The organism is Labrys sp. KB_33_2 (assembly GCF_052114505.1).
Classification (GTDB): Bacteria; Pseudomonadota; Alphaproteobacteria; order Rhizobiales; family Labraceae; genus Labrys.
In genome coordinates this window covers 1-19,447 of record NZ_JBFREW010000034.1, presented here as the reverse complement: position 1 = coordinate 19,447, position 19,447 = coordinate 1, and the positions used below count along the sequence as shown (strand labels likewise).

At 62.6% G+C, this 19,447-nt stretch carries 23 protein-coding genes and 1 pseudogene; 15 read left to right on the top strand and 9 right to left on the bottom strand.

All coding sequences use genetic code 11. The annotated features are described in order from the left end of the window. A pseudogene (locus AB4037_RS33575) lies at window positions 1–134 on the top strand (IS630 family transposase); the annotation flags it as partial. Window positions 135–284: 150 nt separating this feature from the next. Here AB4037_RS33575 and AB4037_RS33570 read toward each other — a convergent pair. Continuing rightward, the gene (locus AB4037_RS33570; RefSeq protein ID WP_434955511.1) at window positions 285–587 is read right to left on the bottom strand and encodes a PsiF family protein; all 303 of its coding nucleotides are present in this window, start codon (window positions 585–587) and stop codon (window positions 285–287) included. A gap of 283 nt (window positions 588–870) precedes the next feature. On the opposite strand from AB4037_RS33570, the gene aroC reads away from it, so the two are divergent. After that, window positions 871–1,986: a chorismate synthase gene (gene aroC, locus AB4037_RS33565; protein WP_441774513.1), complete on the top strand. Its 1,116-nt coding sequence runs from the start codon at window positions 871–873 to the stop codon at window positions 1,984–1,986. Window positions 1,987–2,154: 168 nt separating this feature from the next. On the opposite strand, the gene AB4037_RS33560 is transcribed toward aroC, so the two are convergent. Further along, window positions 2,155–3,096, bottom strand: coding sequence for a DnaJ C-terminal domain-containing protein (locus tag AB4037_RS33560; protein ID WP_441774512.1), 942 nt, complete (start codon window positions 3,094–3,096; stop codon window positions 2,155–2,157). 280 nt (window positions 3,097–3,376) lie between these two features. Between AB4037_RS33560 and AB4037_RS33555 the strand changes: the two genes are divergently transcribed. Both AB4037_RS33555 and AB4037_RS33550 read left to right on the top strand, forming a co-directional pair. After that, window positions 3,377–4,090: an HAD family hydrolase gene (locus tag AB4037_RS33555; RefSeq protein WP_441774511.1), complete on the top strand. Its 714-nt coding sequence runs from the start codon at window positions 3,377–3,379 to the stop codon at window positions 4,088–4,090. Next, window positions 4,090–4,974 (top strand): DUF1499 domain-containing protein, encoded by an 885-nt coding sequence (locus AB4037_RS33550; RefSeq protein ID WP_441774510.1) that lies wholly within the window; start codon window positions 4,090–4,092, stop codon window positions 4,972–4,974. The genes AB4037_RS33555 and AB4037_RS33550 overlap by 1 nt, the downstream gene beginning before the upstream one ends. Here AB4037_RS33550 and AB4037_RS33545 read toward each other — a convergent pair. After that, entirely contained in the window at window positions 4,959–5,867 is a 909-nt protein-coding gene (locus AB4037_RS33545) for an MBL fold metallo-hydrolase (RefSeq protein WP_441774509.1), read from the bottom strand. The genes AB4037_RS33550 and AB4037_RS33545 overlap by 16 nt on opposite strands. 162 nt (window positions 5,868–6,029) lie before the next feature. Here AB4037_RS33545 and AB4037_RS33540 point away from each other — a divergent pair, with 162 nt between their 5' ends. Continuing rightward, window positions 6,030–6,242: a cold-shock protein gene (locus tag AB4037_RS33540; RefSeq protein WP_068284736.1), complete on the top strand. Its 213-nt coding sequence runs from the start codon at window positions 6,030–6,032 to the stop codon at window positions 6,240–6,242. Window positions 6,243–6,306: 64 nt separating this feature from the next. After that, a complete protein-coding gene (locus AB4037_RS33535) occupies window positions 6,307–6,936 on the top strand; it encodes a glutathione S-transferase (protein WP_434955517.1) in 630 nt (209 codons plus the stop codon). Window positions 6,937–7,136: 200 nt separating this feature from the next. Here the strand turns inward: AB4037_RS33535 and AB4037_RS33530 are convergent, their stop codons facing one another. Next, window positions 7,137–7,832: a helix-turn-helix transcriptional regulator gene (locus AB4037_RS33530; protein ID WP_434955518.1), complete on the bottom strand. Its 696-nt coding sequence runs from the start codon at window positions 7,830–7,832 to the stop codon at window positions 7,137–7,139. 114 nt (window positions 7,833–7,946) lie between these two features. On the opposite strand from AB4037_RS33530, the gene AB4037_RS33525 reads away from it, so the two are divergent. Next, window positions 7,947–8,843, top strand: coding sequence for a DMT family transporter (locus AB4037_RS33525; protein WP_434955519.1), 897 nt, complete (start codon window positions 7,947–7,949; stop codon window positions 8,841–8,843). Between the two features lie 66 nt (window positions 8,844–8,909). Here the strand turns inward: AB4037_RS33525 and AB4037_RS33520 are convergent, their stop codons facing one another. The 3 genes from AB4037_RS33520 to AB4037_RS33510 form a co-directional block, all read right to left on the bottom strand. After that, the gene (locus AB4037_RS33520) at window positions 8,910–9,545 is read right to left on the bottom strand and encodes an outer membrane protein (protein ID WP_434955520.1); all 636 of its coding nucleotides are present in this window, start codon (window positions 9,543–9,545) and stop codon (window positions 8,910–8,912) included. 277 nt (window positions 9,546–9,822) lie between these two features. Beyond that, a complete protein-coding gene (locus tag AB4037_RS33515) occupies window positions 9,823–10,293 on the bottom strand; it encodes a hypothetical protein (RefSeq protein ID WP_434955521.1) in 471 nt (156 codons plus the stop codon). An 81-nt stretch (window positions 10,294–10,374) separates the two neighbouring features. Continuing rightward, a complete protein-coding gene (locus tag AB4037_RS33510; RefSeq protein WP_434955522.1) occupies window positions 10,375–10,620 on the bottom strand; it encodes a hypothetical protein in 246 nt (81 codons plus the stop codon). Between the two features lie 27 nt (window positions 10,621–10,647). Between AB4037_RS33510 and AB4037_RS33505 the strand changes: the two genes are divergently transcribed. The 7 genes from AB4037_RS33505 (at window position 10,648) to AB4037_RS33475 (ending at window position 16,710) form a co-directional block, all read left to right on the top strand. Beyond that, window positions 10,648–11,400, top strand: a complete 753-nt coding sequence (locus tag AB4037_RS33505; RefSeq protein ID WP_441774508.1) for an SDR family oxidoreductase — start codon at window positions 10,648–10,650, stop codon at window positions 11,398–11,400. Window positions 11,401–11,501: 101 nt separating this feature from the next. Then, window positions 11,502–13,478 (top strand): excinuclease ABC subunit UvrC, encoded by a 1,977-nt coding sequence (gene uvrC, locus AB4037_RS33500; protein WP_441774507.1) that lies wholly within the window; start codon window positions 11,502–11,504, stop codon window positions 13,476–13,478. Between the two features lie 61 nt (window positions 13,479–13,539). Further along, the gene (gene pgsA / locus AB4037_RS33495; RefSeq protein ID WP_434955525.1) at window positions 13,540–14,142 is read left to right on the top strand and encodes a CDP-diacylglycerol--glycerol-3-phosphate 3-phosphatidyltransferase; all 603 of its coding nucleotides are present in this window, start codon (window positions 13,540–13,542) and stop codon (window positions 14,140–14,142) included. A 19-nt stretch (window positions 14,143–14,161) separates the two neighbouring features. After that, window positions 14,162–14,413 carry a molybdopterin converting factor subunit 1 gene (moaD, locus tag AB4037_RS33490; RefSeq protein WP_434955526.1) on the top strand — a complete coding sequence of 84 codons (252 nt, stop codon included), beginning with the start codon at window positions 14,162–14,164 and terminating at the stop codon, window positions 14,411–14,413. A 121-nt stretch (window positions 14,414–14,534) separates the two neighbouring features. Next, on the top strand, window positions 14,535–14,996 hold the full coding sequence (locus tag AB4037_RS33485; RefSeq protein ID WP_434955527.1) for a molybdenum cofactor biosynthesis protein MoaE: 462 nt from the start codon (window positions 14,535–14,537) through the stop codon (window positions 14,994–14,996). 75 nt (window positions 14,997–15,071) lie between these two features. Further along, the gene (locus AB4037_RS33480; protein ID WP_441774506.1) at window positions 15,072–16,220 is read left to right on the top strand and encodes a hypothetical protein; all 1,149 of its coding nucleotides are present in this window, start codon (window positions 15,072–15,074) and stop codon (window positions 16,218–16,220) included. Between the two features lie 202 nt (window positions 16,221–16,422). After that, window positions 16,423–16,710, top strand: a complete 288-nt coding sequence (locus AB4037_RS33475) for a hypothetical protein (RefSeq protein ID WP_068284544.1) — start codon at window positions 16,423–16,425, stop codon at window positions 16,708–16,710. A gap of 180 nt (window positions 16,711–16,890) precedes the next feature. Here AB4037_RS33475 and AB4037_RS33470 read toward each other — a convergent pair whose 3' ends face one another. After that, entirely contained in the window at window positions 16,891–17,070 is a 180-nt protein-coding gene (locus AB4037_RS33470; protein WP_209431936.1) for a hypothetical protein, read from the bottom strand. Window positions 17,071–17,310: 240 nt separating this feature from the next. Beyond that, window positions 17,311–18,825 carry a threonine ammonia-lyase, biosynthetic gene (ilvA, locus tag AB4037_RS33465; RefSeq protein ID WP_441774505.1) on the bottom strand — a complete coding sequence of 505 codons (1,515 nt, stop codon included), beginning with the start codon at window positions 18,823–18,825 and terminating at the stop codon, window positions 17,311–17,313. 125 nt (window positions 18,826–18,950) lie between these two features. Between ilvA and AB4037_RS33460 the strand changes: the two genes are divergently transcribed. Then, on the top strand, window positions 18,951–19,447 hold a 497-nt coding region (locus AB4037_RS33460), incomplete at its 3' end, for a caspase family protein (protein ID WP_441774504.1).

The following is a 19,447-nucleotide window of genomic DNA, read 5'->3' as shown; positions in this document are numbered from 1 at the left end:
TCAAAGCCCATCTGAGGGCGGCTGCCGCTCGAACTTTCGAACAACTCTGGAACGCAATCGGCGATATCTGCGATCTCTTCAGCCCAAAAGAATGCTGGAACTATCTTAACGCCGCTGGATATGCGTACGATTAAATGTCCGATGCGCTAAGATATTTCCCGAAAAAGCGGGCTGGCCAGAGCCGCCGAAGCAGATACCGGCTTCGGCGGTTTGTGGTCGTCAGGCCCGGCGAGGCTTGTTAGCCTCGTCGAGCAGAGGCCGCTCGTGGCGGCAGCAGATTCGGGTCAGGTGGCCGGACCGCCCTTGTGCTTGCAGCTTTCGCGGAATTTCTTGCGGGGTTTGCCTTTCAGTCCCTGCTTGTCGGCGGCATCGGAGCACGCCTTGGAAATCGCCGCCTTCTTGCTGGCATCGAGCGTGGGTTTCTTGGCCTTCGGGGTCGTCGGCGCAGTGGCGGGCGCCATCTGCTCGGTCGGAGCGGTTGTTGCCGGTGGTGAAGCTTGAGGAGTGGTCTGCGCCGAGGCTGCGCCAACGCCTAAGGAAAGTGCCAATGCAATTGCCGGAAGCAGGCCAAAACGACGTAGGTTCATGGTATTTCCTCCAGTATATTCGATCTTGATAGCGATTTCGATATCCAGACCGACTCAGACATGGAACCGCGAGATGGCCGAATTTTGACCTTCGTTTGAGAATTCGGCGGCGCTACCTGATCGAATCCTAATTCGATCCCGAATAATGCCTTGTCTATTCTGATCGATCGGAGCCGCGGCAAGCCAAAGCTGGGCAGACGTTTAGCGCTGGGCGAGCGGCCGAAATTGAGTTTTGGTACGAATGCTGTAGAAGGCGCCCATCACCCGTTCCCTGCGAGTTCTCATGTCCTTCAACAGCTTCGGCCATCTCTTCCGCGTCACCACCTATGGCGAGAGTCACGGCGTGGCGCTGGGCTGTGTGATCGATGGCTGTCCGCCGCGCCTGCCGATCAGCGAGGCAATGATCCAGGGCTTCCTGGATCGCCGCAAGCCGGGGCAGAGCCGCTTCACCACCCAGCGCCGCGAGCCGGATAGCGTGCGTATCCTTTCGGGCGTGATGGCCGACGAAGCGAGCGGGCTGTTGCTGACCACGGGAACCCCGATCCACCTGATGATCGAGAATGTCGATCAGCGCTCCAAGGATTATGGGGAGATCAAGGACAAGTATCGCCCCGGCCATGCGGATTATGCCTATGACGTCAAATATGGCATCCGTGACTATCGCGGCGGCGGGCGGTCCTCGGCACGCGAGACGGCGGCCCGCGTGGCGGCCGGGGCGGTGGCCCGACAGGTCCTGCCGGGCGTGAGTGTTCGGGGGGCGCTCGTGCAGATGGGGCCGCACAAGATTGATCGCAGCCGCTGGGACTGGGAGGCGGTGAATGCCAATCCGTTCTTCTGCCCGGATCCGGTCGCGGCCGCCTTCTTCGAGGACTATCTCGATGGCGTGCGCAAGGCGGGCTCCTCGATCGGCGCCGTGATCGAGGTGGTGGCCGAAGGGGTGCAGCCCGGCCTCGGCGCCCCGATCTACGGCAAGCTCGATTCGGATCTTGCCGCGGCCATGATGAGCATCAATGCAGTCAAGGGCGTGGAGATCGGGGACGGTTTCGCCGCAGCCGAACTCGGAGGCGAGGCGAATGCCGACGAGATGCGCATGGGCAATGACGGAAGGCCGCTATTCCTGTCCAATCATGCCGGCGGCATTCTCGGCGGCATCTCCACCGGCCAGCCCGTGGTGGTGCGCTTCGCGGTGAAGCCGACCTCCTCCATCCTGCAGGAGCGCCGTACGGTGGATCGCTATGGCCGCGACACCGATATCATCACCAAGGGGCGTCACGACCCCTGTGTCGGTATCCGGGCCGTACCGGTGGGAGAGGCGATGATGGCCTGCGTGCTCGCTGACCATGTCCTGCGTCATCGGGGGCAGGTCGGCACGCCGCTGGCCTGGCCGTTCGAGAAATAAGGGGCGGGCCTTCAGACCCGCCTATAGCAAAACGCGTTCAGGCGTGAACGCTTATTGCTCTAACTCTTTGTTCTGGCGTGCCTTTGCGCTTCGAGGTGATTCCGTCTAATCGCAAAACGCTATGGACACGTACCGCCCGATGGCGGGTCTGAAGACCCGCTCCTTGATTCACCGCCCGATATCGTAACCCTTGTCGCGCAGCTTCACGAGAGCGGCCTCGAGTTCGGGATCGATCTTGCCGGGCATGATGATCCTGGGCTGCACGATGAGGTCGCCGGGGCCGTCCTTGGCCTGCACGCCCTTGCCCTTGAGGCGGAAGGAGCGCAGCCCCGTGGTGCCGGCGGGCAAAGTAAGATCGACGGAGCCGTCCAGCGTCGGTACACGCACCTTGGCGCCGAGCGCTGCCTCATAGACGGTCACGTTGACGTCGACACGCACGTTCCTGCCATCGGCGCGGAACGTATCGTGTGGCGCCACGGCCACCGTGATCAGCGCATCGCCGGGTTCGCCGCCGAACGGACTGGGCTCGCCCTGGCCCCTGAGGCGGATGGTCTTGCCAGGAGCGATGCCGGCCGGAATGGAGGCGTCCACCATGCGGCCTGGCCCGAGCTCGACCCGTGTCTTGCCGCCCAGCGCCCAGACCGTGAAGGGAATCTGGCCGGTGACCTGGATGTCGTCGCCGCGGGGCGCCGAACCACGCGAACTGCCGCCGCGCTGGGCGCGTCCGCCGAACATCTCGCTGAGAATATCGTCGAAACCGCCGGCAAAACCTCCGCCGGTGCTGCTACTACTACCGCCCCGACCGCCACCAAAATTGAACTCGAAGCCGCCGGTATCGCGCCCAAATCCACCACCGGAGCCGCCCGCGGCCTCGAAGCCCTGGAAGCGCGGCTTGCCCTCGGCGTCGATCTCGCCACGGTCGAACTGGGCCCGCTTCTTCTCGTCACCGACGATTTCATAAGCGCTGTTGACCTCGGCGAACTTCGCCGCGGCCTTGGCATCCTTGTTCTGATCGGGGTGGTACTGCTTGGCGAGCTTCCGGAAGGCCTTCTTGATTTCAGCCAAGCTTGCCGTCTTGGAAACGCCAAGGACGCTATAGGGGTCACGCATGTTTCAAAATCTCTCCCGCCGGCCCCCTCATGGGCAGCCTGCCACCGTGGCACGAAGCCCACGTGTGCGTGGAACATGGGATTTGGCGCGAGATTCCGCAATATGTTCGCGCTGCGAAATCTCTGGAAGGCGGCGATTTCGGCCCATGCGTCGAGCATGCGACGTTCGGGTACTGGTTTGATGCATCATAGCCGATTTCTGGCTCCTGCGTGAATTCGGTATGCCACGCCGACCAAATTCCTTATGGAGGGCGAGAAAGGGCTGTAGACTGGGATTCGACATGCCGATACGCGCGATACTCTTCGACAAGGACGGGACCCTGGTCGACTTCCACCTCACCTGGAGCGCCGCCGCCTATGCTGCCATGCAGCGCCTGAGTGGTGGCGACCCCGAGAAGATGGCGAAGCTGGTCGAGATCAACGATTACGACCTGGAGAGCCACCGCATTCTGCCGCATTCGGTGCTGGTGGCTGAATCTTCGGCCGATTATGGCGTCGCCTGGGCCGAGGTGCTCGGGGAGGTCGCCGATACGGCCTTCTTTGAGCAGATGGACCGTATCTTCATCGAAGAAGGCCTGAAACACGTCACGCCGATCGGTGATCCGCCCTGGCTGTTGTCCACCCTGAAGAGCCGGGGCTACCTCCTGGGCATCTGCACCAATGACTCCGAAGCAGGCGCCCGTGCCCACTGCGAGAAGCTCGGCCTGATGCCCTGGCTCGACGCCGTACTTGGCTATGATTCAGGCCATGGCCGCAAGCCGGAGCCGGGCCCGGTGCTCGGCTTTGCCGGGGCTTTCGGGGTCGCGCCTCGGGAAATCGCCCTGGTCGGCGATTCCACCCATGACCTGCATGCCGTCAAGGCAGCCGGAGGCACAGCCATCGCCGTACTCAGCGGCTTCGCGCAGCGGGAGGAATTGGCGCCGCATGCCGATCATGTCATCGAGAGCGTGATGGACCTGCCCGATCTCCTGCAGTCGCTGGCGAGTGCGCCCTGATGCTGCGGCGTCCGGCGCCTCCGCCGATCGGCTGGGCCCGTGTCGCGCAGAGTTTGGCGGTCTTTGCCTTCGAGGTCGTGCTGATTTCGCTGGTTCTGATGCGCTTTCATCTCGCCCCACTCAAGGCTGGTTTTGCCGCCTTGTGCGCGGGACTGCTGGCGGCCTGCGCCGCCTTGCTCTGCGCCGTGATCGCCTTCCAGGTGATCTGGCGCAAGGGCGAGCGGGGCTTCGGCCGGGCCTTCAGCGCTTTCCTGCTCGCCATCCTGCTGCTGGGCCCTGCGGCGATTGCCGCCAGTCTCGCTCTCAGCGTGCCTGACATCGTCGATGTCAGCACCGATCCCGACGATCCGCCGCCTTTGGCCCATGCCGCCCGCACGCGCGCTGGCGATGCCAATTCGACCACCTACGCGGTGGGGCTTGCAGCCTATCAGCGCAAAGCCTTGCCGCAGATCCAATCGATTCTCCTCGATGTCCCGCCGGATGATATCCGCAAAATTGCGCTTCGCCTGATGCGGGACAGGCGCTGGCAGATCGTGGGCGATCTGCGCTTTGGCGAGATGGCTGCGCGCATTCGCTTGCCGGACGGCATCCGCGAGGATGGCGATTCCGCGGACTCCGACACGGCCGGAGGCGCGCCCACAGGATCGGCCGCCATGCAAAGGCGCTTTAGCGATCGCATCGAGGCGATCGCCTCATCCACGCTTCTGGGTACCACCGATGACATCGCCCTGCGCATCCGGGGCGAGGGCGGCAAGACGCGCATCGACATGCGCTCGGCGGCTCGCTACGGCTCCTACGATTTCGGTGCCAACGCCAAGCATGTGCAGAGTTTCATGGCCGAATTGCGCGATCGAGCTCTGACGCCGGATCAGGCCAGCCAGTAATGGCCCGCCATGGAAGGAGCCCCTTCGGTGACGACCTTGCCGCGCTGGACCAGGTCTTCGAGATGGGCGAACAGGTTGAGGGCCGCCGCTCCCTGTAGCCCGGCCGGCAGTCCCGCATAGACCCTGGCGGTCAATGGCGTGATCGGCGTGGGGCCGTCTCCCAGGGCCTGGAGGATCGAGGCCTCACGCATGCGGCGGTGCTGGATCATGGCGCGCACGAAACGCTGGGGCTGCTCGACCGGCCCGCCATGACCGGGAAAGTAGCGTGCCTCCGGCCTGCCGATGAGCTTCTCCAGCGAGGCCATGTAGTCGCCCATCGAGCCATCGGGCGGGGCGACGATGCTGGTGGACCAGGCCATGACATGGTCGCCCGACAACAGCACCTTGTCCGCCTCCAGCGAAAATGCGAGATGGTTGGCGCAGTGACCGGGGGTCGCCACCGCCGTCAACGGCCAGTCCGGCGGCCCGAACCGATCGCCCTCGGCCAGAACCACGTCGGGATGGAAGGCGAGGTCGCCGGCGGCGTCGAGCAGATTGACCTCGCCTTCATGCAGGGGCCGGGCGCTGCGATGCGGGCCGGCGCCATGAGTGGGTGCGCCGGTGGCCGATACCAGTGCCGGCACGGCCGGCGAGTGGTCGCGGTGGGTGTGCGTGACGGCAATCGCCACCACTTCCTCGCCGCGCACCGCCGACAGCAGGGCAGCGACATGGCCGGGATCGTCCGGGCCGGGATCGATGATGGCAACCTTGCCGCGTCCGACGATATAGGAACAGGTGCCGGTGAAGGTGAAGGCTCCGCCATTGGGAGCCACGATACGGCGGACACCCGGCGACAATTCCTCGAGGACACCCGGCAATGGCGCGGCGCGATTATAGGGGATGTCTTCGCTCATATGGATTTCCAGTATCGATAAATTTTGTGCGGCGCGGCAAGGGTCGATCGCCCGTGGGGTTCATATCGCCTCTTGCGTACAAACGTCCTTTGGATGAAACTCATTTCGCACTGGTGTGGAATGGATCTGGTCATCCGGCCAGATCGGGACTGGGAGCGTAAGATGGCGCAGAGCGGCACCGTCAAGTTCTTCAACACCCAAAAAGGCTATGGCTTCATAACGCCTGACGATGGTGGACGCGACATCTTTGTTCACATCACCGCAGTCGAAAGTTCCGGTCTGGGTACATTGTCGGAAGGCCAGAAGATCTCCTTCGATGTCGAACCCGACAAGAAGGGCAAGGGACCGAAGGCCGTTAATCTGGTGAAGGCCTGACTGCTATTTCCGCACTAGCGGCTGAAATGCGGTAATGGATGGACGAGCGCTCGCAGGAGCGCTCATGATTCCAGCACTGGATCTCGGCTCCGCCATGCAATTGCGCTCCTCGCCCCCGTCGCCCTTTGGGCGGAAAGTCAAGATTGCCGCGCACTATCTCGGCTTGCTCGACAGCATCACCGTGGTTCCTGCGGATACCAATGACCCGCAGGACAGCCTGCGCGGGCAGAATCCGCTCGGCAAGATCCCGGTACTGATCCTGGAAGACGGGACCATTCTCTACGACAGCCGGGTCATTCTCGATTATCTCGACCACCTCGCAGGGGGTGGGCGCATCGTGCCGCATGGGGCGGGGCGCTATGAGGTGCTGACGCGTCAGGCCTTGGCGGACGGCATCATGGATGCCTCATTGCTCCAGGTCTATGAGGCGAGGATCCGTCCCGAAGACCAGCGCAGCGCCAAATGGCTCGACATCCAGGCCGGCAAGGTTGCGCGCGGCCTGGCTGCGTTCGAGGCGCGGGCAGGGGCCTTCGATCCGGCGCTGGATGCGGGAAGCATCGCGCTGGCCTGCGCGCTCGGCTATCTCGATTTGCGCTTCGCCGGAACCTGGCGGCAGCATTTTCCCAAGCTGCAGGCCTGGCTGGCCGCCTTCGAGGCGGAAATCCCGGCCTTCGGTCTGACACGCCCGGAATAATATCAGGCCTCGAAGATGCTGATGCATCCGAGATTTGAGCACCTCGCGATTTTCGACACCAAATCAAAGATTTGGCGAAAATCGCGAGGCGGAACCATGAGTCATTGTCAATGCCTCATGGCATAAGGCCGTTGGCCTTGAGCGGTGGTTGTCGCCTCCGCCCGGTCATGTCGTTGCGGTTCGTCTGAAAGCTTGGGGCGCTAGCGCTGCGGCGCCTCTTCACGCTGGCGTGCTTCCCAGGCCGCGCGCAAGGCCGCGCTTTCGCCTTCGAAGCGTTCCTGCGTGACCTCGCAACGGCGGATGCGGTCGGCCCGGAAGCTGCGGAAGTCCCGACGTAATTCGCACCAGGCGACGACATGCATCACCTCGACATAATAGACCATGGCGATCGGGCGAATGATGCGTCGGCTTTCCCGCCCCTGGGCGTCGGCATAATGCAGCAACAATTTGCGTTCGTCGCGAATGGCCAGGCGAATGGCGGAAAGATCGACGCTGACCGGCTCGGGATGGATCCATTGCGGCACGAAGAGACGAGTCTTGTCGATGGGCTCGCGATTGGCAATCGGCAGGACGCTGGCGATTTTGGCTCGGATCGAGCCCGCCGCCGTCTTGAGCGCGCGGTCGTCGGTGCGTTCCAGCAGGCCAAGGGCAACCACCAGGGCTTCGACTTCCTCGATCGATAGCATCAGCGGCGGCAGGTCATAGCCCGAGCGCATGACATAGCCGATGCCGGCTTCGCCATAGATGGGCACCGACAGGGCCTGAAGCGACGCGATATCGCGATAGATGGTGCGCTTTGCGACTTCGAGCTGCGCGGCGATCGCCTCGGCCGTCACCGGCTTCTTGGCAACGCGCAGGAGCTGGATGATCTCGAACAGGCGTGTGGTGCGGCGCATGGGAGACAAGCCGTTAATCGCGGTCTCCGCAGAGACTGCTGACAGATTCATGTCAGCAAGGTTCTGCTTCATTGTGCATCTGTCAATCGGTATCCAGCCATATCGGAGATTGCGATGTCCATCGAGGAAAGCATGCCGGCCGCATTCTCCCCGCGCCATTTCGGCGTGGTGCTGGTGACGGCCTCCGCCATCCTGTGGAGTACGGCCGGCTATTTCACTCGGGCGGTGCCGCTCGACATCGCTGCCTTGCTGTTCTGGCGGGGCCTGTTCGGCGCAGCCACCAGCCTGGCCTTCATCCTGGCTCTCGAGGGGCGTAATACCTGGCGCAGCTTCAGGGCGATGGGATGGATCGGGCTGGGCTTCTGCCTGCTGTCGAGCCTGGGCATGGCCTGCTTCGTCGCGTCGCTGCGGCTTACCAGCGTGGCTCATGTTTCGATCATCTATGCCACGGTGCCATTTGCGGCGGCCGGGTTGGCCTGGCTGGTGATGCGCGAGCGGGTTTCCGCCGCCGTGCTGGTCGCCAGCCTGTTGGCCGTTGCCGGCGTGGCGATGACCGTGGTTGGCGGTGGCGGGCAGGGGAGCCTGATCGGCGATGCCCTGGCGCTTGCGATGACGGTGCTGGTTGCCGCTTTCGTGGTGATGCGGCGGCGCTTTCCCGACGTACCATTGGTGCCGGCCGCCTGCCTGTCGGCGCTGGTGCCGTCGCTGATCAGCGCGCCCCTGATGTCGAGCTGGCCTGCCGATGGCCAGCAGGTTGCCATGCTGGTGGCCTTTGGCGTGAGCAATATGGGGCTCGCCCTGGTCTGCTTCACCATAGGTGCGAAATTCATTCCAGCTGCACAGACGGCGCTGATCGGCGCGCTGGAAACGCCGCTTGCTCCCCTCTGGGTCTGGCTTGCTTTCGGAGAAGCGCCGGGAATGGCGGCCTTGGCTGGCGGTGGCGTGGTTCTCCTGGCTGTGGTGGGCAGCATGATCTGGGAAGGCCGGACATCCCTGGCCAAAGCTGGATAGCGGCGCCCGAACGAAAAAGGCCCGGCGCTGTGCCGGGCCTCTTCGGAGCGCTGTCTTCCGAACGGATCAGAAGTGATAGTTCACGCCCAGCTTGATGTCGCTGCCGCCATAACCGGCCTTGACGATACCGCTGCGGATGTCGAAGTCATCCTTGCCATAACTGGTATAGTTGTACTCAGCCCGGACCGAAACCTCCGGGGTTACGCGATATTCAGCACCGAAGCCGGCGGTCCAGCCGACCTGCCACTGCGAATCCTTGGCACCAAAGCGGTTGATCTCGACATCGCCGAAGGCGAGACCGGCCTTGATGTAAGGCAGGAAGTCGCCCATGGCATAGCCGAGGCGGGGCGTGATCGAGCCGTTGAAGCCGTAGGTACCCTTATGGCCATCATATTTGTCGGTGATGTCCGCATAGTTCAGCGAACCTTCGAGACCGACCACGATCGGATCGTACTGCATGTTGTAGCCGGCCTGGACACCGCCGGTGAAGCCGCTGGCCTCGTTCAGGCGGACGCCGCGATTGGCGTCGAAGTCACCGGAAAAGCCGTAGCCGAGATTGATACCGGCATAGAAGCCCGTCCAAGTCACGTTGGAAGCCGGAGCCTGATAGGCCGGCGCGGGCTCCTGATACTGCGGAATGTCGGCCGCAAAGGCGGACCCGGTGATCAGCGTCGCTGCTGTGGCGAGAAGAAGCTTTTTCATCGTGAACTCCTGGAACTCATACACGCGATGACGCCGGTATCCCCAACCCATCGAACAATCATGCGACCGTGTTACGTGAAGACTATTAAGAGAAGGTTGCCTGATGGGTTTATTAAGTAGATTTAACAAGGCAATATTATGGCAACGATTTCAATTATATTTGAAATAATTTGTTAACCATGATGTATGTTCTGTAAATTGCCTTAACGTAATTCTATGATTATTATGGTTAACAAGAAATTGATATTGTGAATTCTAGCGCGGCTCGGATGGTTTGTCATTTCCAGCCAGCGGCATAAGGCGCGGGTGCATTGGCAAAATCGGAGTGAACCGAACCCAAATCATAGTTGAACGCCGTTGCCCGGGCTGACCAACGATTATATTGCACGCCGCCGCAGGCCAGATCATCGCCTCGGCCCGAGGTGAGGCCGGGCAGGAGGCACAGGCTCGTCGGGCGCGCATTGCTGCGCAGGGGCGGACGGTTCTTGCTGTTCTCGCCCAGGGAATCGATCGGGATGGAGCCGACGATGTCGATGTCGTCTTGTCCAGCCGTCGGGCGCGCTGGCTTGACGGCAGCCTGCGGGATGACACCCGCCAGCACCGGTGCCTTGGTCACGGCAATGAAGCGACCGGTCCACACCAGCGAAAGTGCGGAGGGCGCCCCGGGCACGGTTTCGCCGGCCTGCGCCACTCCGGTGAGGGGCTGCCAGGCCAGGATCGCGCAAGTGAGGAAAGTGACCTTCAGCATCGTGTCCCAGAGTTGCCTGTTCCGGTGCCAAAGCGTTTTGCGACTTGATGGAGACACCACGAATCGCAAACACGCGTCAAACTAAAGAGCCAGAGCAAAAAAGCGTTCCGCCGTGAACGCATTTTGCTCCGGTGCCAGCACGGGCCAGCCCGTCACTTGAACAATGCCCAGAGGTTGTTCGACGTTAACGCTGGGCAGCAATCTGCCCGCATCGTAAACGCAGTATGAAGACAGGCCGACCGACGGAATGGAGAAAATGGTGGAAAAAGTACAAGCGTTTTTCGATTTGCCGGGATCGGCAAGAATCGCAAAGACGCGTCGAACCAATGAGCTAGACCAAACGAGCGTTCAGTCATGAACGCGCTTTGCCCTAGGGCGCAATGCGCTTTGGTGACGGGCGCTGCCAAGCGTATCGGTCGGAGCATCGCGCTTGGTCTGGCGCAGGGCGGATATCATGTCGCGCTCCATTGCAATCGCTCGCGCGCGGAAGCGGAGGGGGTGGCGGCCCAAATAGCGGCCATGGGCCGCAGGACCTGCATCGTCGTCGGTGATCTGACCGCGGGAGACAAGGTGAGCGCGATCGTCGAGCAGGCGCGCGCTGGCATCGGCACCCTCGACCTGTTGGTGAATTCGGCCTCGATGTTCGAACCGGACAGCGTCGGCAGCCTCCAGGCACAGATCTGGAACCGGCAATTCGCCGTCAACGCCCAGGCCCCGATCTTTCTCGCCCAGGCTTTTGCGGCTCAGGTCGATCCGCACGCTTATGACCCGTCCATCGTCAACCTGATCGACCAGCGCGTGCTGCATCCCCGGCCTGATTATGTTTCCTATTATCTCAGCAAATCCGTGCTGCATGTCGCCACGCAGACCCTGGCCCAGGCCTTGGCACCGCATATCCGCGTCAATGGCATCGGTCCCGGCCCGACCATGCAGGCCGCCTCTCAGACACCCGAGGAATTCGCCGCCGAGGCGGCCGGCACGCCACTCGGCCACGGCAGTGCCGTGGAGGATATCGTGGAGGCCGTGCTCTACCTCGCCCGGGCCCGCAGCGTCAGCGGCCAGATGATCGCCGTCGACGGCGGCCAGCATCTGGCATGGGCTGAGTAATCCGGGCGGGACGGCCCGAGCACGCCAGGGATTGGGGGCAATTTCATCAGTGATCTGCGTGCCCTCTCGTCAGCGTGCCTCCCGCGTCCTATTTATCAGCCATGACCGACTCGCCCGATCTTGCCGAAACCGAGGAAGCCTCCTCCTCCGTCGACTTTGCCTTCGACGAAAAAGCCGTGCCGTCCTCGCTGCGGGCGGGGACCGCGGTCATCCATGCCTTCTGGAAGACGCTGCCCAATGCCCCGGGCGTCTATCGCATGATCGATGCGGAGGGCACGGTGCTCTATGTCGGCAAGGCGCATTCGCTCAAGAAGCGGGTGGCGAGCTACGCCCGCGGCATCGCGCCGACCGCTCGCATCGCCCGCATGATCGCCGAGACGGCGGCGATGGAATTCGTCACGACCCAGACGGAAACCGAAGCCCTGCTGCTCGAGATCAATCTGATCAAGAGCCTGAAGCCGCGCTTCAACGTGCTGCTGCGCGACGACAAGTCCTTTCCCTATATCCTGCTGACGGGCGACCATCCGGCGCCGCAACTGACCAAGCATCGCGGCGCGCGCACGCGCAAGGGCGATTATTTCGGCCCCTTCGCCAGCGTTCTGGCCGTCAACCGCACCATGAATGCGCTGGAGCGCGCCTTTCTCATTCGCTCCTGCACGGATTCGGTGTTCTCGACCCGTACGCGCCCTTGCCTGCTGCACCAGATCAAGCGCTGCTCCGCGCCTTGCACCGGCGAGGTCTCGATCGAGGACTATGCCGGCCTGGTGGGCGAGGCGCGCGCCTTCCTGACCGGCAAGTCCAAGGCCATCAAGGAGGCGATGGCCCATGAGATGGAACAGGCCGCCGAGACCTTGGAGTTCGAGCGAGCCGCCCGCTATCGCGACAGGCTCGCGGCGCTTTCGGCCATTCAGTCGACCCAGGGCATCAATCCGCGCTCGATCGAGGAGGCGGACGTCTTTGCCGTGCACGAGCAGGCCGGCCAGTTCTGCATCGAGGTGTTCTTCTTCCGCACCGGCCAGAACTGGGGCAATCGCGCCTATTTCCCCAAGGCCGACCGCACGTTGAGCGAGGCCGAAGTGCTCGATGCCTTCCTCGGCCAGTTCTATGACGATAAGCCCGCCCCCAGGCTCGTCTTGCTCTCGCATGAGGTCGAGGGCGGCGAGATCCTCCAGCAGGCGCTTTCCCTGCGTGCCGGCCATCGCATCGAGATCGCGACGCCCAAGAGGGGTGAGAAACGCGACCTCGTCGAGCACGCCCTTACAAATGCCCGGGAGGCCCTCGGGCGGCGTCTGGCCGAATCCTCCTCGCAGCTCAAGCTGCTGGAAGGCGTTGCCGAAGCCTTTAGCCTCGAGGAGGCGCCACGCCGCATCGAGGTCTATGACAACTCTCACATCATGGGTACCAACGCCGTCGGCGGCATGGTCGTGGCGGGGCGCGAGGGCTTTGCCAAGACGCATTATCGCAAGTTCAATATCAAATCGACGGAGATCACACCGGGCGACGACTACGGCATGATGCGCGAAGTGCTGCAACGGCGCTTTTCCCGCCTGATCAAGGAGGCGCCTAAAGACGACATTGCGGAGCCGAAAGAGGGGACGGAACCGGACGATGTAGCGATGCCATCCTGGCCGGATCTCGTCCTGATCGACGGCGGTGCCGGACAGATGCAGGTCGCCCGCGAGGTCTTCGCCGATCTTGGCGTCGAGGATGTCGCGCTGGTCGGTGTCGCCAAGGGGGTCGATCGCGATGCCGGCCGTGAGACCTTCATCGTTGAAGGCAAGTCGCCCTTCAAGCTCGCCCCACGCGATCCCGTGCTCTATTTCGTGCAGCGTCTGCGTGACGAAGCCCACCGCTTCGCCATCGGCGCCCATCGCCAGAAACGCTCCAAATCCATGAAGGAGGGGGGCCTGCAGGAAATCGGTGGCATCGGCCCACAGCGCAAACGCGCATTGCTGCGGCATTTCGGCACTCTCAAGGCGATCGAACGCGCCTCGATGGCCGATCTCGAAGGCTGTCCAGGCATCGATCAGGCGACCGCCCGCAAAGTCTATGACTTCTTTCACGAGAAGGCCTCCTGAACTTTCGCCTCATCCCTTAATCCCGGTTGACGGCGCGGCCCGCGCCATGTTCCTTCAAGCCATGACAGCACCTGTGCCCACCAAGCGAACATCACCGCTCTCCCTGCCGAATATCCTCACCTATGGCCGGATTGCGGCGGTGCCGGTGGTGGTGGCCTGCCTGTTCTGGCCGGAGGTGATCTGGGTGCGCTGGGTTGCCTTCGGAGCCTTCGCCCTGGCGGCGGTGACGGACTATTTCGATGGCTATCTCGCCAGGGCCTGGGGGCAGCAATCCTCGCTTGGGCGCATGCTCGATCCGATCGCCGACAAACTCTTGGTGTCCGCCTGCCTGCTCATGCTGGCGGCGACGGGGACCGTGAGCACCGGCAACCTGTCCGTATGGGCTGCAATCGTCATTCTGTGCCGTGAGATTCTGGTTTCGGGCCTCAGGGAATTCCTAGCCGAATTGCGCGTTTCCGTGCCCGTGACGCGGCTCGCCAAATGGAAGACCACGGTCCAGCTCCTGGCGATCGGCTTCCTGCTGGCTGGTCCTGCCGGCGATGCGGTTCTGCCCGGCTGCACGATCATCGGCCTGGTGCTGCTTTGGGTTTCGGCTGTGGTCACGCTCTATACGGGGTATGATTATTTCCGCAGCGGCGTGCAGCATCTCCTCGAAGATGCGTAATGAGGCTGGAGGACGCGCGATGAAGCTGATCTATTTCGCCTGGCTGCGCGAACGCATCGGCGTGCCGGAAGAGGAAGTCGACTTGCCGGCCGAGGTCAAGACGGTCGAGGATCTGATGCAGTTTCTGTCCGAGCGCAGCGAGGCCCATGCCCATGCCTTCGAGAACCGCAAGATCGTGCGGGCGGCAATCGACCGGCGCCATGTCAAGCCGGCGGCTCCGCTCGCCGGGGCGGGGGAAGTCGCCTTCTTTCCGCCCATGACGGGTGGTTAGACCAAAATGACTTTTCTTCGAATCGCTATTTTAGTCTAACTCTTTGTTTTAACGCGTTTTCTTAATCGAAAAGTCTATCAACTTTTCTGGAAAACGCTTTGGGCCGTCGGGAGCGGGAAGAGTGAGCGTTCGTCTGCAGCGTGAGGATTTCGACGTCGCGGCCGAGGTCGCCGCGCTCACGCGGGGACGCACGGATATCGGCGCCGTGGTCAATTTCATCGGAATCTGCCGGGCCGGACCGGAAGACGATCGCATCAGCGCCATGACGCTGGACCATTATCCCGAGATGGCCCAGGCCGAGCTCGAGCGCATCGAGACAGAGGCCCGCGAACGCTGGCCGTTGCAGGGCGTCACCATCATCCATCGTCATGGCCGGCTGGTGCCTGGCGACAACATCGTCCTGGTGGTGACGGCCTCGATGCACCGCCAGGCCGCCTTCGAGGCCGCTTCCTTCCTGATGGACTATCTCAAGACGCGGGCGCCCTTCTGGAAGAAGGAAGAACGAGCCTCCGGTACCGGCTGGGTCGCCGCCAAGAATGAAGACGATGCTGCCGCCGCACGCTGGGCGACGAAGAAGTCCTGATGCAGTTCCCCTGGCGACAGACTTAGCCCGCCCGGCGTGCCATTGCCGCCGTTGCGATGGACAGGAGAGATTTTCATGCCGAACGGATTGAGAAAGCTCGCGGGCGCCATAACGGCGGCGACCTTGCTATGCGGTGTCGCGGGAGCGGCCTCGGCCGATTCGGAGCTGCGGCGCGCGCTGTCTCGTGTTCCTGCCAAGGTTGCAATGGATCGCAACGGCATTGCCGCCAGCTTTGTCGGCTTGTCGGAATTGCGCGCGCTGTATGCGGGGGATGTCTCCGCGATGAGGCGACGGGTGGGCTTAGGCGACAGCGATACGGCGAAGGCCTTCTTTTCCAGCGACGAGGCATCCTGGAAAGACAATACGGGCTTGAAGCGCGACGAGATTGCTAGCTTCACCGAATATGGCACGCCGCCGAGGGCGGTCGTCCTCTGGAGCTTTACCGATGCCGGCGTGCTCGATCCTTTCGTGGAAGGGCTCGGCAAGCGCGGTTTCAGACAGGCCAATGGGGTATGGCGCAATGGCGAGCCGATGAAGCTCGATTTCACCAAACGCAGCGCCACCAATCCCTTCCTCGGCCCGCTGGGCCGGGCCTCGATGCTGGTGCCCTTCGCCGATGGCGTAGCGCAGTCTCCCGACCCCGGGGCGGTGGCCGATGCTGGTGCTGTTTCGGCCAAGACCAGCCTCGCCGGCCTGGCGCCGATCGAGTCGGCCCTTGACGGTATCGAGAAGGTGGCTGCCCAGGGCTCGATCCTGCAAGCAATCGTTCTCACCCCGGCGATTTGGATGCAAGGGGACGATGTGATGGACCTGATGGCAACGTCACCCACCGCGGACAAGAAAGTACTGGCGGACAAGATGGCAGAGCGGGCGAAAAAGGCCCCCACGCCTGCGTCCCTCGGGGGGATCATCGCCGATGTCGAGACAAAGGAGCCGGCGAGCAATGGCGTGGTGATCGCACTGCCCTATGGCGATTGCGGTACCGCCACGGAGGGGGCAAGGGCCTTCGCCGACAAGTGGAAGAATGCCGCCGACAGGGACGGACAGACGGGCGCTCAACGGACCAGCATGGAACCCTCGGTGACGATCCACCAGGGAAAGGAAGCCTGCGTGGCCCTGATATCGCTGTTGGCTACGCCCGATGCCAAAGAGGGCAATCCTGTTCTGCGCTATATCACCGGCGCGATTTGGCGGCGTGACTTCAAGCCACTTCAGGGTGGATAGAACCCCGCGGATCAATGCAGCGAGCCTTCCATTGAGACCGGGTGACGTTGCAAACACGAAATACACAGATTTTACTTTGTGTAAGGCGCTCCGAAGCGCAGTTCGATTCACGGATTAATTGAAACGAAACCAGAATCTGTACAAATTGTCGCAGGCGGTCATCTTTTCAGCAACCAACCGCCACTGAAAGCGGAAGTCGACAATGGAACAGATTCTTATCAACCTGGTAGCGGGCGCGCTTGGCGGCGCCGGTTCCGGCAAGGCTCTGCCGCAATTCGACATGGGCAATATCGGCAACATCATTGCTGGTCTGGTCGGCGGCGGTGTGCTGGGTCAAATCATCACCGCTGTCTGGCCGTCTGTCGCCGCCTCCATGCAGTCGGGGAATTTTGACATCGGCTCGATCGTCACCAATGTCATCGGCGGCGGCGCCGGCGGCGCGATCCTGCAGGTCATCGTCGGCATGATCAAGAATTCGATGAGCAAATAGTCTTCGCTGCCGAGACAGGCGGCCGCTCAAATCGACACGTGCACCGTGAAGCGTCCAGATCTGTTGTGAGACAAGTCTGGATTGCTTTATTTCGTTCGGCACGCCGTTCGATTGGTGATGGTCCTGCAGGGGCCGTCACCATCGTGCGATGCCAAAAGCGGTGGTTCGGCGTTGTCGTCCTCAGCGCGCCAGCGCCGAAGCGACGTGAGCGGCATCGGCGTTCAACGCGCTGCCGAGCAGCCAGACACCGATGATGAGGGCGAGACCGGCAAGCAGACCGGTGACGACGTCGATCGTCACACCGGCTATGTCGCCTTCTTCAAATCCATCCTTGGCTGCAAACAATCCCGCCAAACGCATCGTACCAACTCCAACACCACTTTCATCGTAAATCGGCGCGGTTAACGCACCGTCTCTACTTGTAAGACCTTTACGACTTTTCGGTGTTGAAGCAGTGTCAAAATGCACGGAATGGTATGCCTTTCTGCAACCCTGATATGGGAGAAAAGCATACCCCTCGATAGCCGGCTGTGAACGCCTTAACTTCCTGTTATTGCTTTATTTTTTCTTAAGGTTGTCGACAGTCTCCGAGTGCCGTTTTCAGCCGTGCAGGAAGAGGCGGTAGGCGTCGTTGGCGCTCTCGTCTTCATAGGGGTAGCCGAGCTCTCCCAGACGCTCGAAAAGGCGTGGCCGATCGGCCTCTGGAACCTGGATTCCAACCAACACCCGGCCGTAATCCGCACCGTGGTTGCGGTAGTGGAACAGGGTGATGTTCCAGTCGAAGCCGACACCGTCGAGAAACCGGAGCAGAGCACCCGGCCGCTCGGGGAATTCGAAGCGCAGCACCAATTCATCCGTCAGGCCCGGTGCGCGTCCGCCGACCATATAGCGCACATGCAGCTTGGCGGTCTCGTCGGCGCTGATGTCGACGACACCATAGCCGAGCCGCTCGAGCTGGCCGATGATCTCGCTCTTCTGGCGCTTGGCATCCGCCAGCTTCAGGCCGACGAAGACATGGGCCTGGCTGCCGCCGGCGTAGCGATAGTTGAATTCGGTGACGATGCGGCTGCCCAGCACCTCGATGAAGCGGCGATAGCTGCCGGTCTCCTCGGGGATGGTCACCGCGAGCAGGATCTCGCGGGCCTCGCCCACCTCCGCCCGTTCGGCGACATGGCGCAGGCGGTCAAAATTGAGGTTGGCGCCGCTGTTGACGGCGATGAGCGCGCCGGACCTCTCCGGATTAGCCTGCGCATAGGCCTTCAGGCCTGCCAGCGACAGGGCGCCGGCCGGTTCGGACAGCACCCGCATATCCTCGAAGATGTCCTTGATCGCGGCGCACATGGCATCGGTGTCGGCGACCAGGACATCGTCCAGCAGCTCGCGGCAGATCCGGAAGGTTTCTTCGCCTGCCTGGCGCACGGCGACACCGTCGGCGAACAGACCGACCCGGTCCAGCACCACCCGTTCGCCGGCCGCGATAGCCGCCTGCATCGAGGCGGCGTCGACCGGCTCGACGCCGATAACCTTCGTTTCCGGACGAAGGAACTTGACATAGGAAGCGATGCCGGCCGCCAGCCCGCCGCCCCCGATCGGCACGAAGATCGCTTCGATCGGGGCGGGATGCTGGTGAAGGATCTCGACGGCCACGGTGCCCTGGCCGGCGATGACGTCGCCATCGTCATAGGGATGGACGAAAGTGAGGCCCTGTTCGCGCTCGAGTTCGCGGGCATGGGCATAGGCCTCGTCGAAGACGTCGCCCTTGAGCACGACCTTGCCGCCCCAATAGCGCACGGCGTCGACCTTGATGCGCGGCGTGGTGATCGGCATGACGATGGTAGAGGCGATGCCGAGCTTGGTTGCCGAGAGCGCGACGCCCTGGGCGTGGTTGCCGGCCGAAGCGCAGATGACGCCGGCCGCCTTGGCTTCGGGCGAGAGCCGGGCGATGCGGTTATAGGCGCCTCGGATCTTGAAGGAGAAGATCGGCTGCAGATCCTCGCGCTTGAGCAGGACTTCGGCGTTCAGGCGCTGGCTGAGCCGCACCATGGGGTCCAGCGGCGTTCTCTGGGCGACGTCATAGACGCGGGCATCGAGGATTCGGCGGACATATTCGATCACAACGCACCTGACTGTCGAAAAAGGGGAGCAGCTTGGTGCTTCCCTATAGAAAAACCTGTCGGCTTCCATCTTTGAGACGTTCGGATGGCGCTGTCACGTTTGATTTGCGCCCGCTGGCGGAGATAATGTCGCGCCCGTCGATCCTGACCCCCAGAGACCTCATCATGGCCCTGATACGCCTGTTCTTTCTTGCTGCACTCGTTCTGGCAGGCACGCTGCCGGCCGGTGCGGCCCAGAAGGCGGCCTTGGTGATCGGCAACAGTGCCTATCGCTCGGTGACGCCGCTGGTGAACCCGGCCAATGACGCCAATGACATGGCGGCGGCGCTGGGGCGGATCGGCTATGCGGTGACCCTGGTCAAGGACGGCGACCTGGCTGCGATGAATGACGGGCTCAGGGCGTTCCTGCGCGATGCTGACCATGCCGACAGCGTGGTGGTGTTCTATTCGGGCCATGGCGTGCAGGTGAAGGGTCGCAATTACCTCGTCCCGGTCTCGGCCAAGATCTCGGACGAGCTCGATCTGGATACCCAGACCCTGTCCTTGGACAAGCTTCTGGAACTGGTCGACAGCGCGGCCCCGAAGGTGAAGATCGTGATCCTGGATTCGTGCCGCGACAATCC

Bases quoted from the DNA above. Each gene is read 5' to 3' on its own strand.
- AB4037_RS33570 (WP_434955511.1), bottom strand. From the start codon at position 587: ATGAACCTACGTCGTTTTGGCCTGCTTCCGGCAATTGCATTGGCACTT.
- aroC (WP_441774513.1), top strand. From the start codon at position 871: ATGTCCTTCAACAGCTTCGGCCATCTCTTCCGCGTCACCACCTATGGC.
- AB4037_RS33560 (WP_441774512.1), bottom strand. From the start codon at position 3,096: ATGCGTGACCCCTATAGCGTCCTTGGCGTTTCCAAGACGGCAAGCTTG.
- AB4037_RS33555 (WP_441774511.1), top strand. From the start codon at position 3,377: ATGCCGATACGCGCGATACTCTTCGACAAGGACGGGACCCTGGTCGAC.
- AB4037_RS33550 (WP_441774510.1), top strand. From the start codon at position 4,090: ATGCTGCGGCGTCCGGCGCCTCCGCCGATCGGCTGGGCCCGTGTCGCG.
- AB4037_RS33545 (WP_441774509.1), bottom strand. From the start codon at position 5,867: ATGAGCGAAGACATCCCCTATAATCGCGCCGCGCCATTGCCGGGTGTC.
- AB4037_RS33540 (WP_068284736.1), top strand. From the start codon at position 6,030: ATGGCGCAGAGCGGCACCGTCAAGTTCTTCAACACCCAAAAAGGCTAT.
- AB4037_RS33535 (WP_434955517.1), top strand. From the start codon at position 6,307: ATGATTCCAGCACTGGATCTCGGCTCCGCCATGCAATTGCGCTCCTCG.
- AB4037_RS33530 (WP_434955518.1), bottom strand. From the start codon at position 7,832: ATGCGCCGCACCACACGCCTGTTCGAGATCATCCAGCTCCTGCGCGTT.
- AB4037_RS33525 (WP_434955519.1), top strand. From the start codon at position 7,947: ATGTCCATCGAGGAAAGCATGCCGGCCGCATTCTCCCCGCGCCATTTC.
- AB4037_RS33520 (WP_434955520.1), bottom strand. From the start codon at position 9,545: ATGAAAAAGCTTCTTCTCGCCACAGCAGCGACGCTGATCACCGGGTCC.
- AB4037_RS33515 (WP_434955521.1), bottom strand. From the start codon at position 10,293: ATGCTGAAGGTCACTTTCCTCACTTGCGCGATCCTGGCCTGGCAGCCC.
- AB4037_RS33505 (WP_441774508.1), top strand. From the start codon at position 10,648: ATGAACGCGCTTTGCCCTAGGGCGCAATGCGCTTTGGTGACGGGCGCT.
- uvrC (WP_441774507.1), top strand. From the start codon at position 11,502: ATGACCGACTCGCCCGATCTTGCCGAAACCGAGGAAGCCTCCTCCTCC.
- pgsA (WP_434955525.1), top strand. From the start codon at position 13,540: ATGACAGCACCTGTGCCCACCAAGCGAACATCACCGCTCTCCCTGCCG.
- moaD (WP_434955526.1), top strand. From the start codon at position 14,162: ATGAAGCTGATCTATTTCGCCTGGCTGCGCGAACGCATCGGCGTGCCG.
- AB4037_RS33480 (WP_441774506.1), top strand. From the start codon at position 15,072: ATGCCGAACGGATTGAGAAAGCTCGCGGGCGCCATAACGGCGGCGACC.
- AB4037_RS33475 (WP_068284544.1), top strand. From the start codon at position 16,423: ATGGAACAGATTCTTATCAACCTGGTAGCGGGCGCGCTTGGCGGCGCC.
- AB4037_RS33470 (WP_209431936.1), bottom strand. From the start codon at position 17,070: ATGCGTTTGGCGGGATTGTTTGCAGCCAAGGATGGATTTGAAGAAGGC.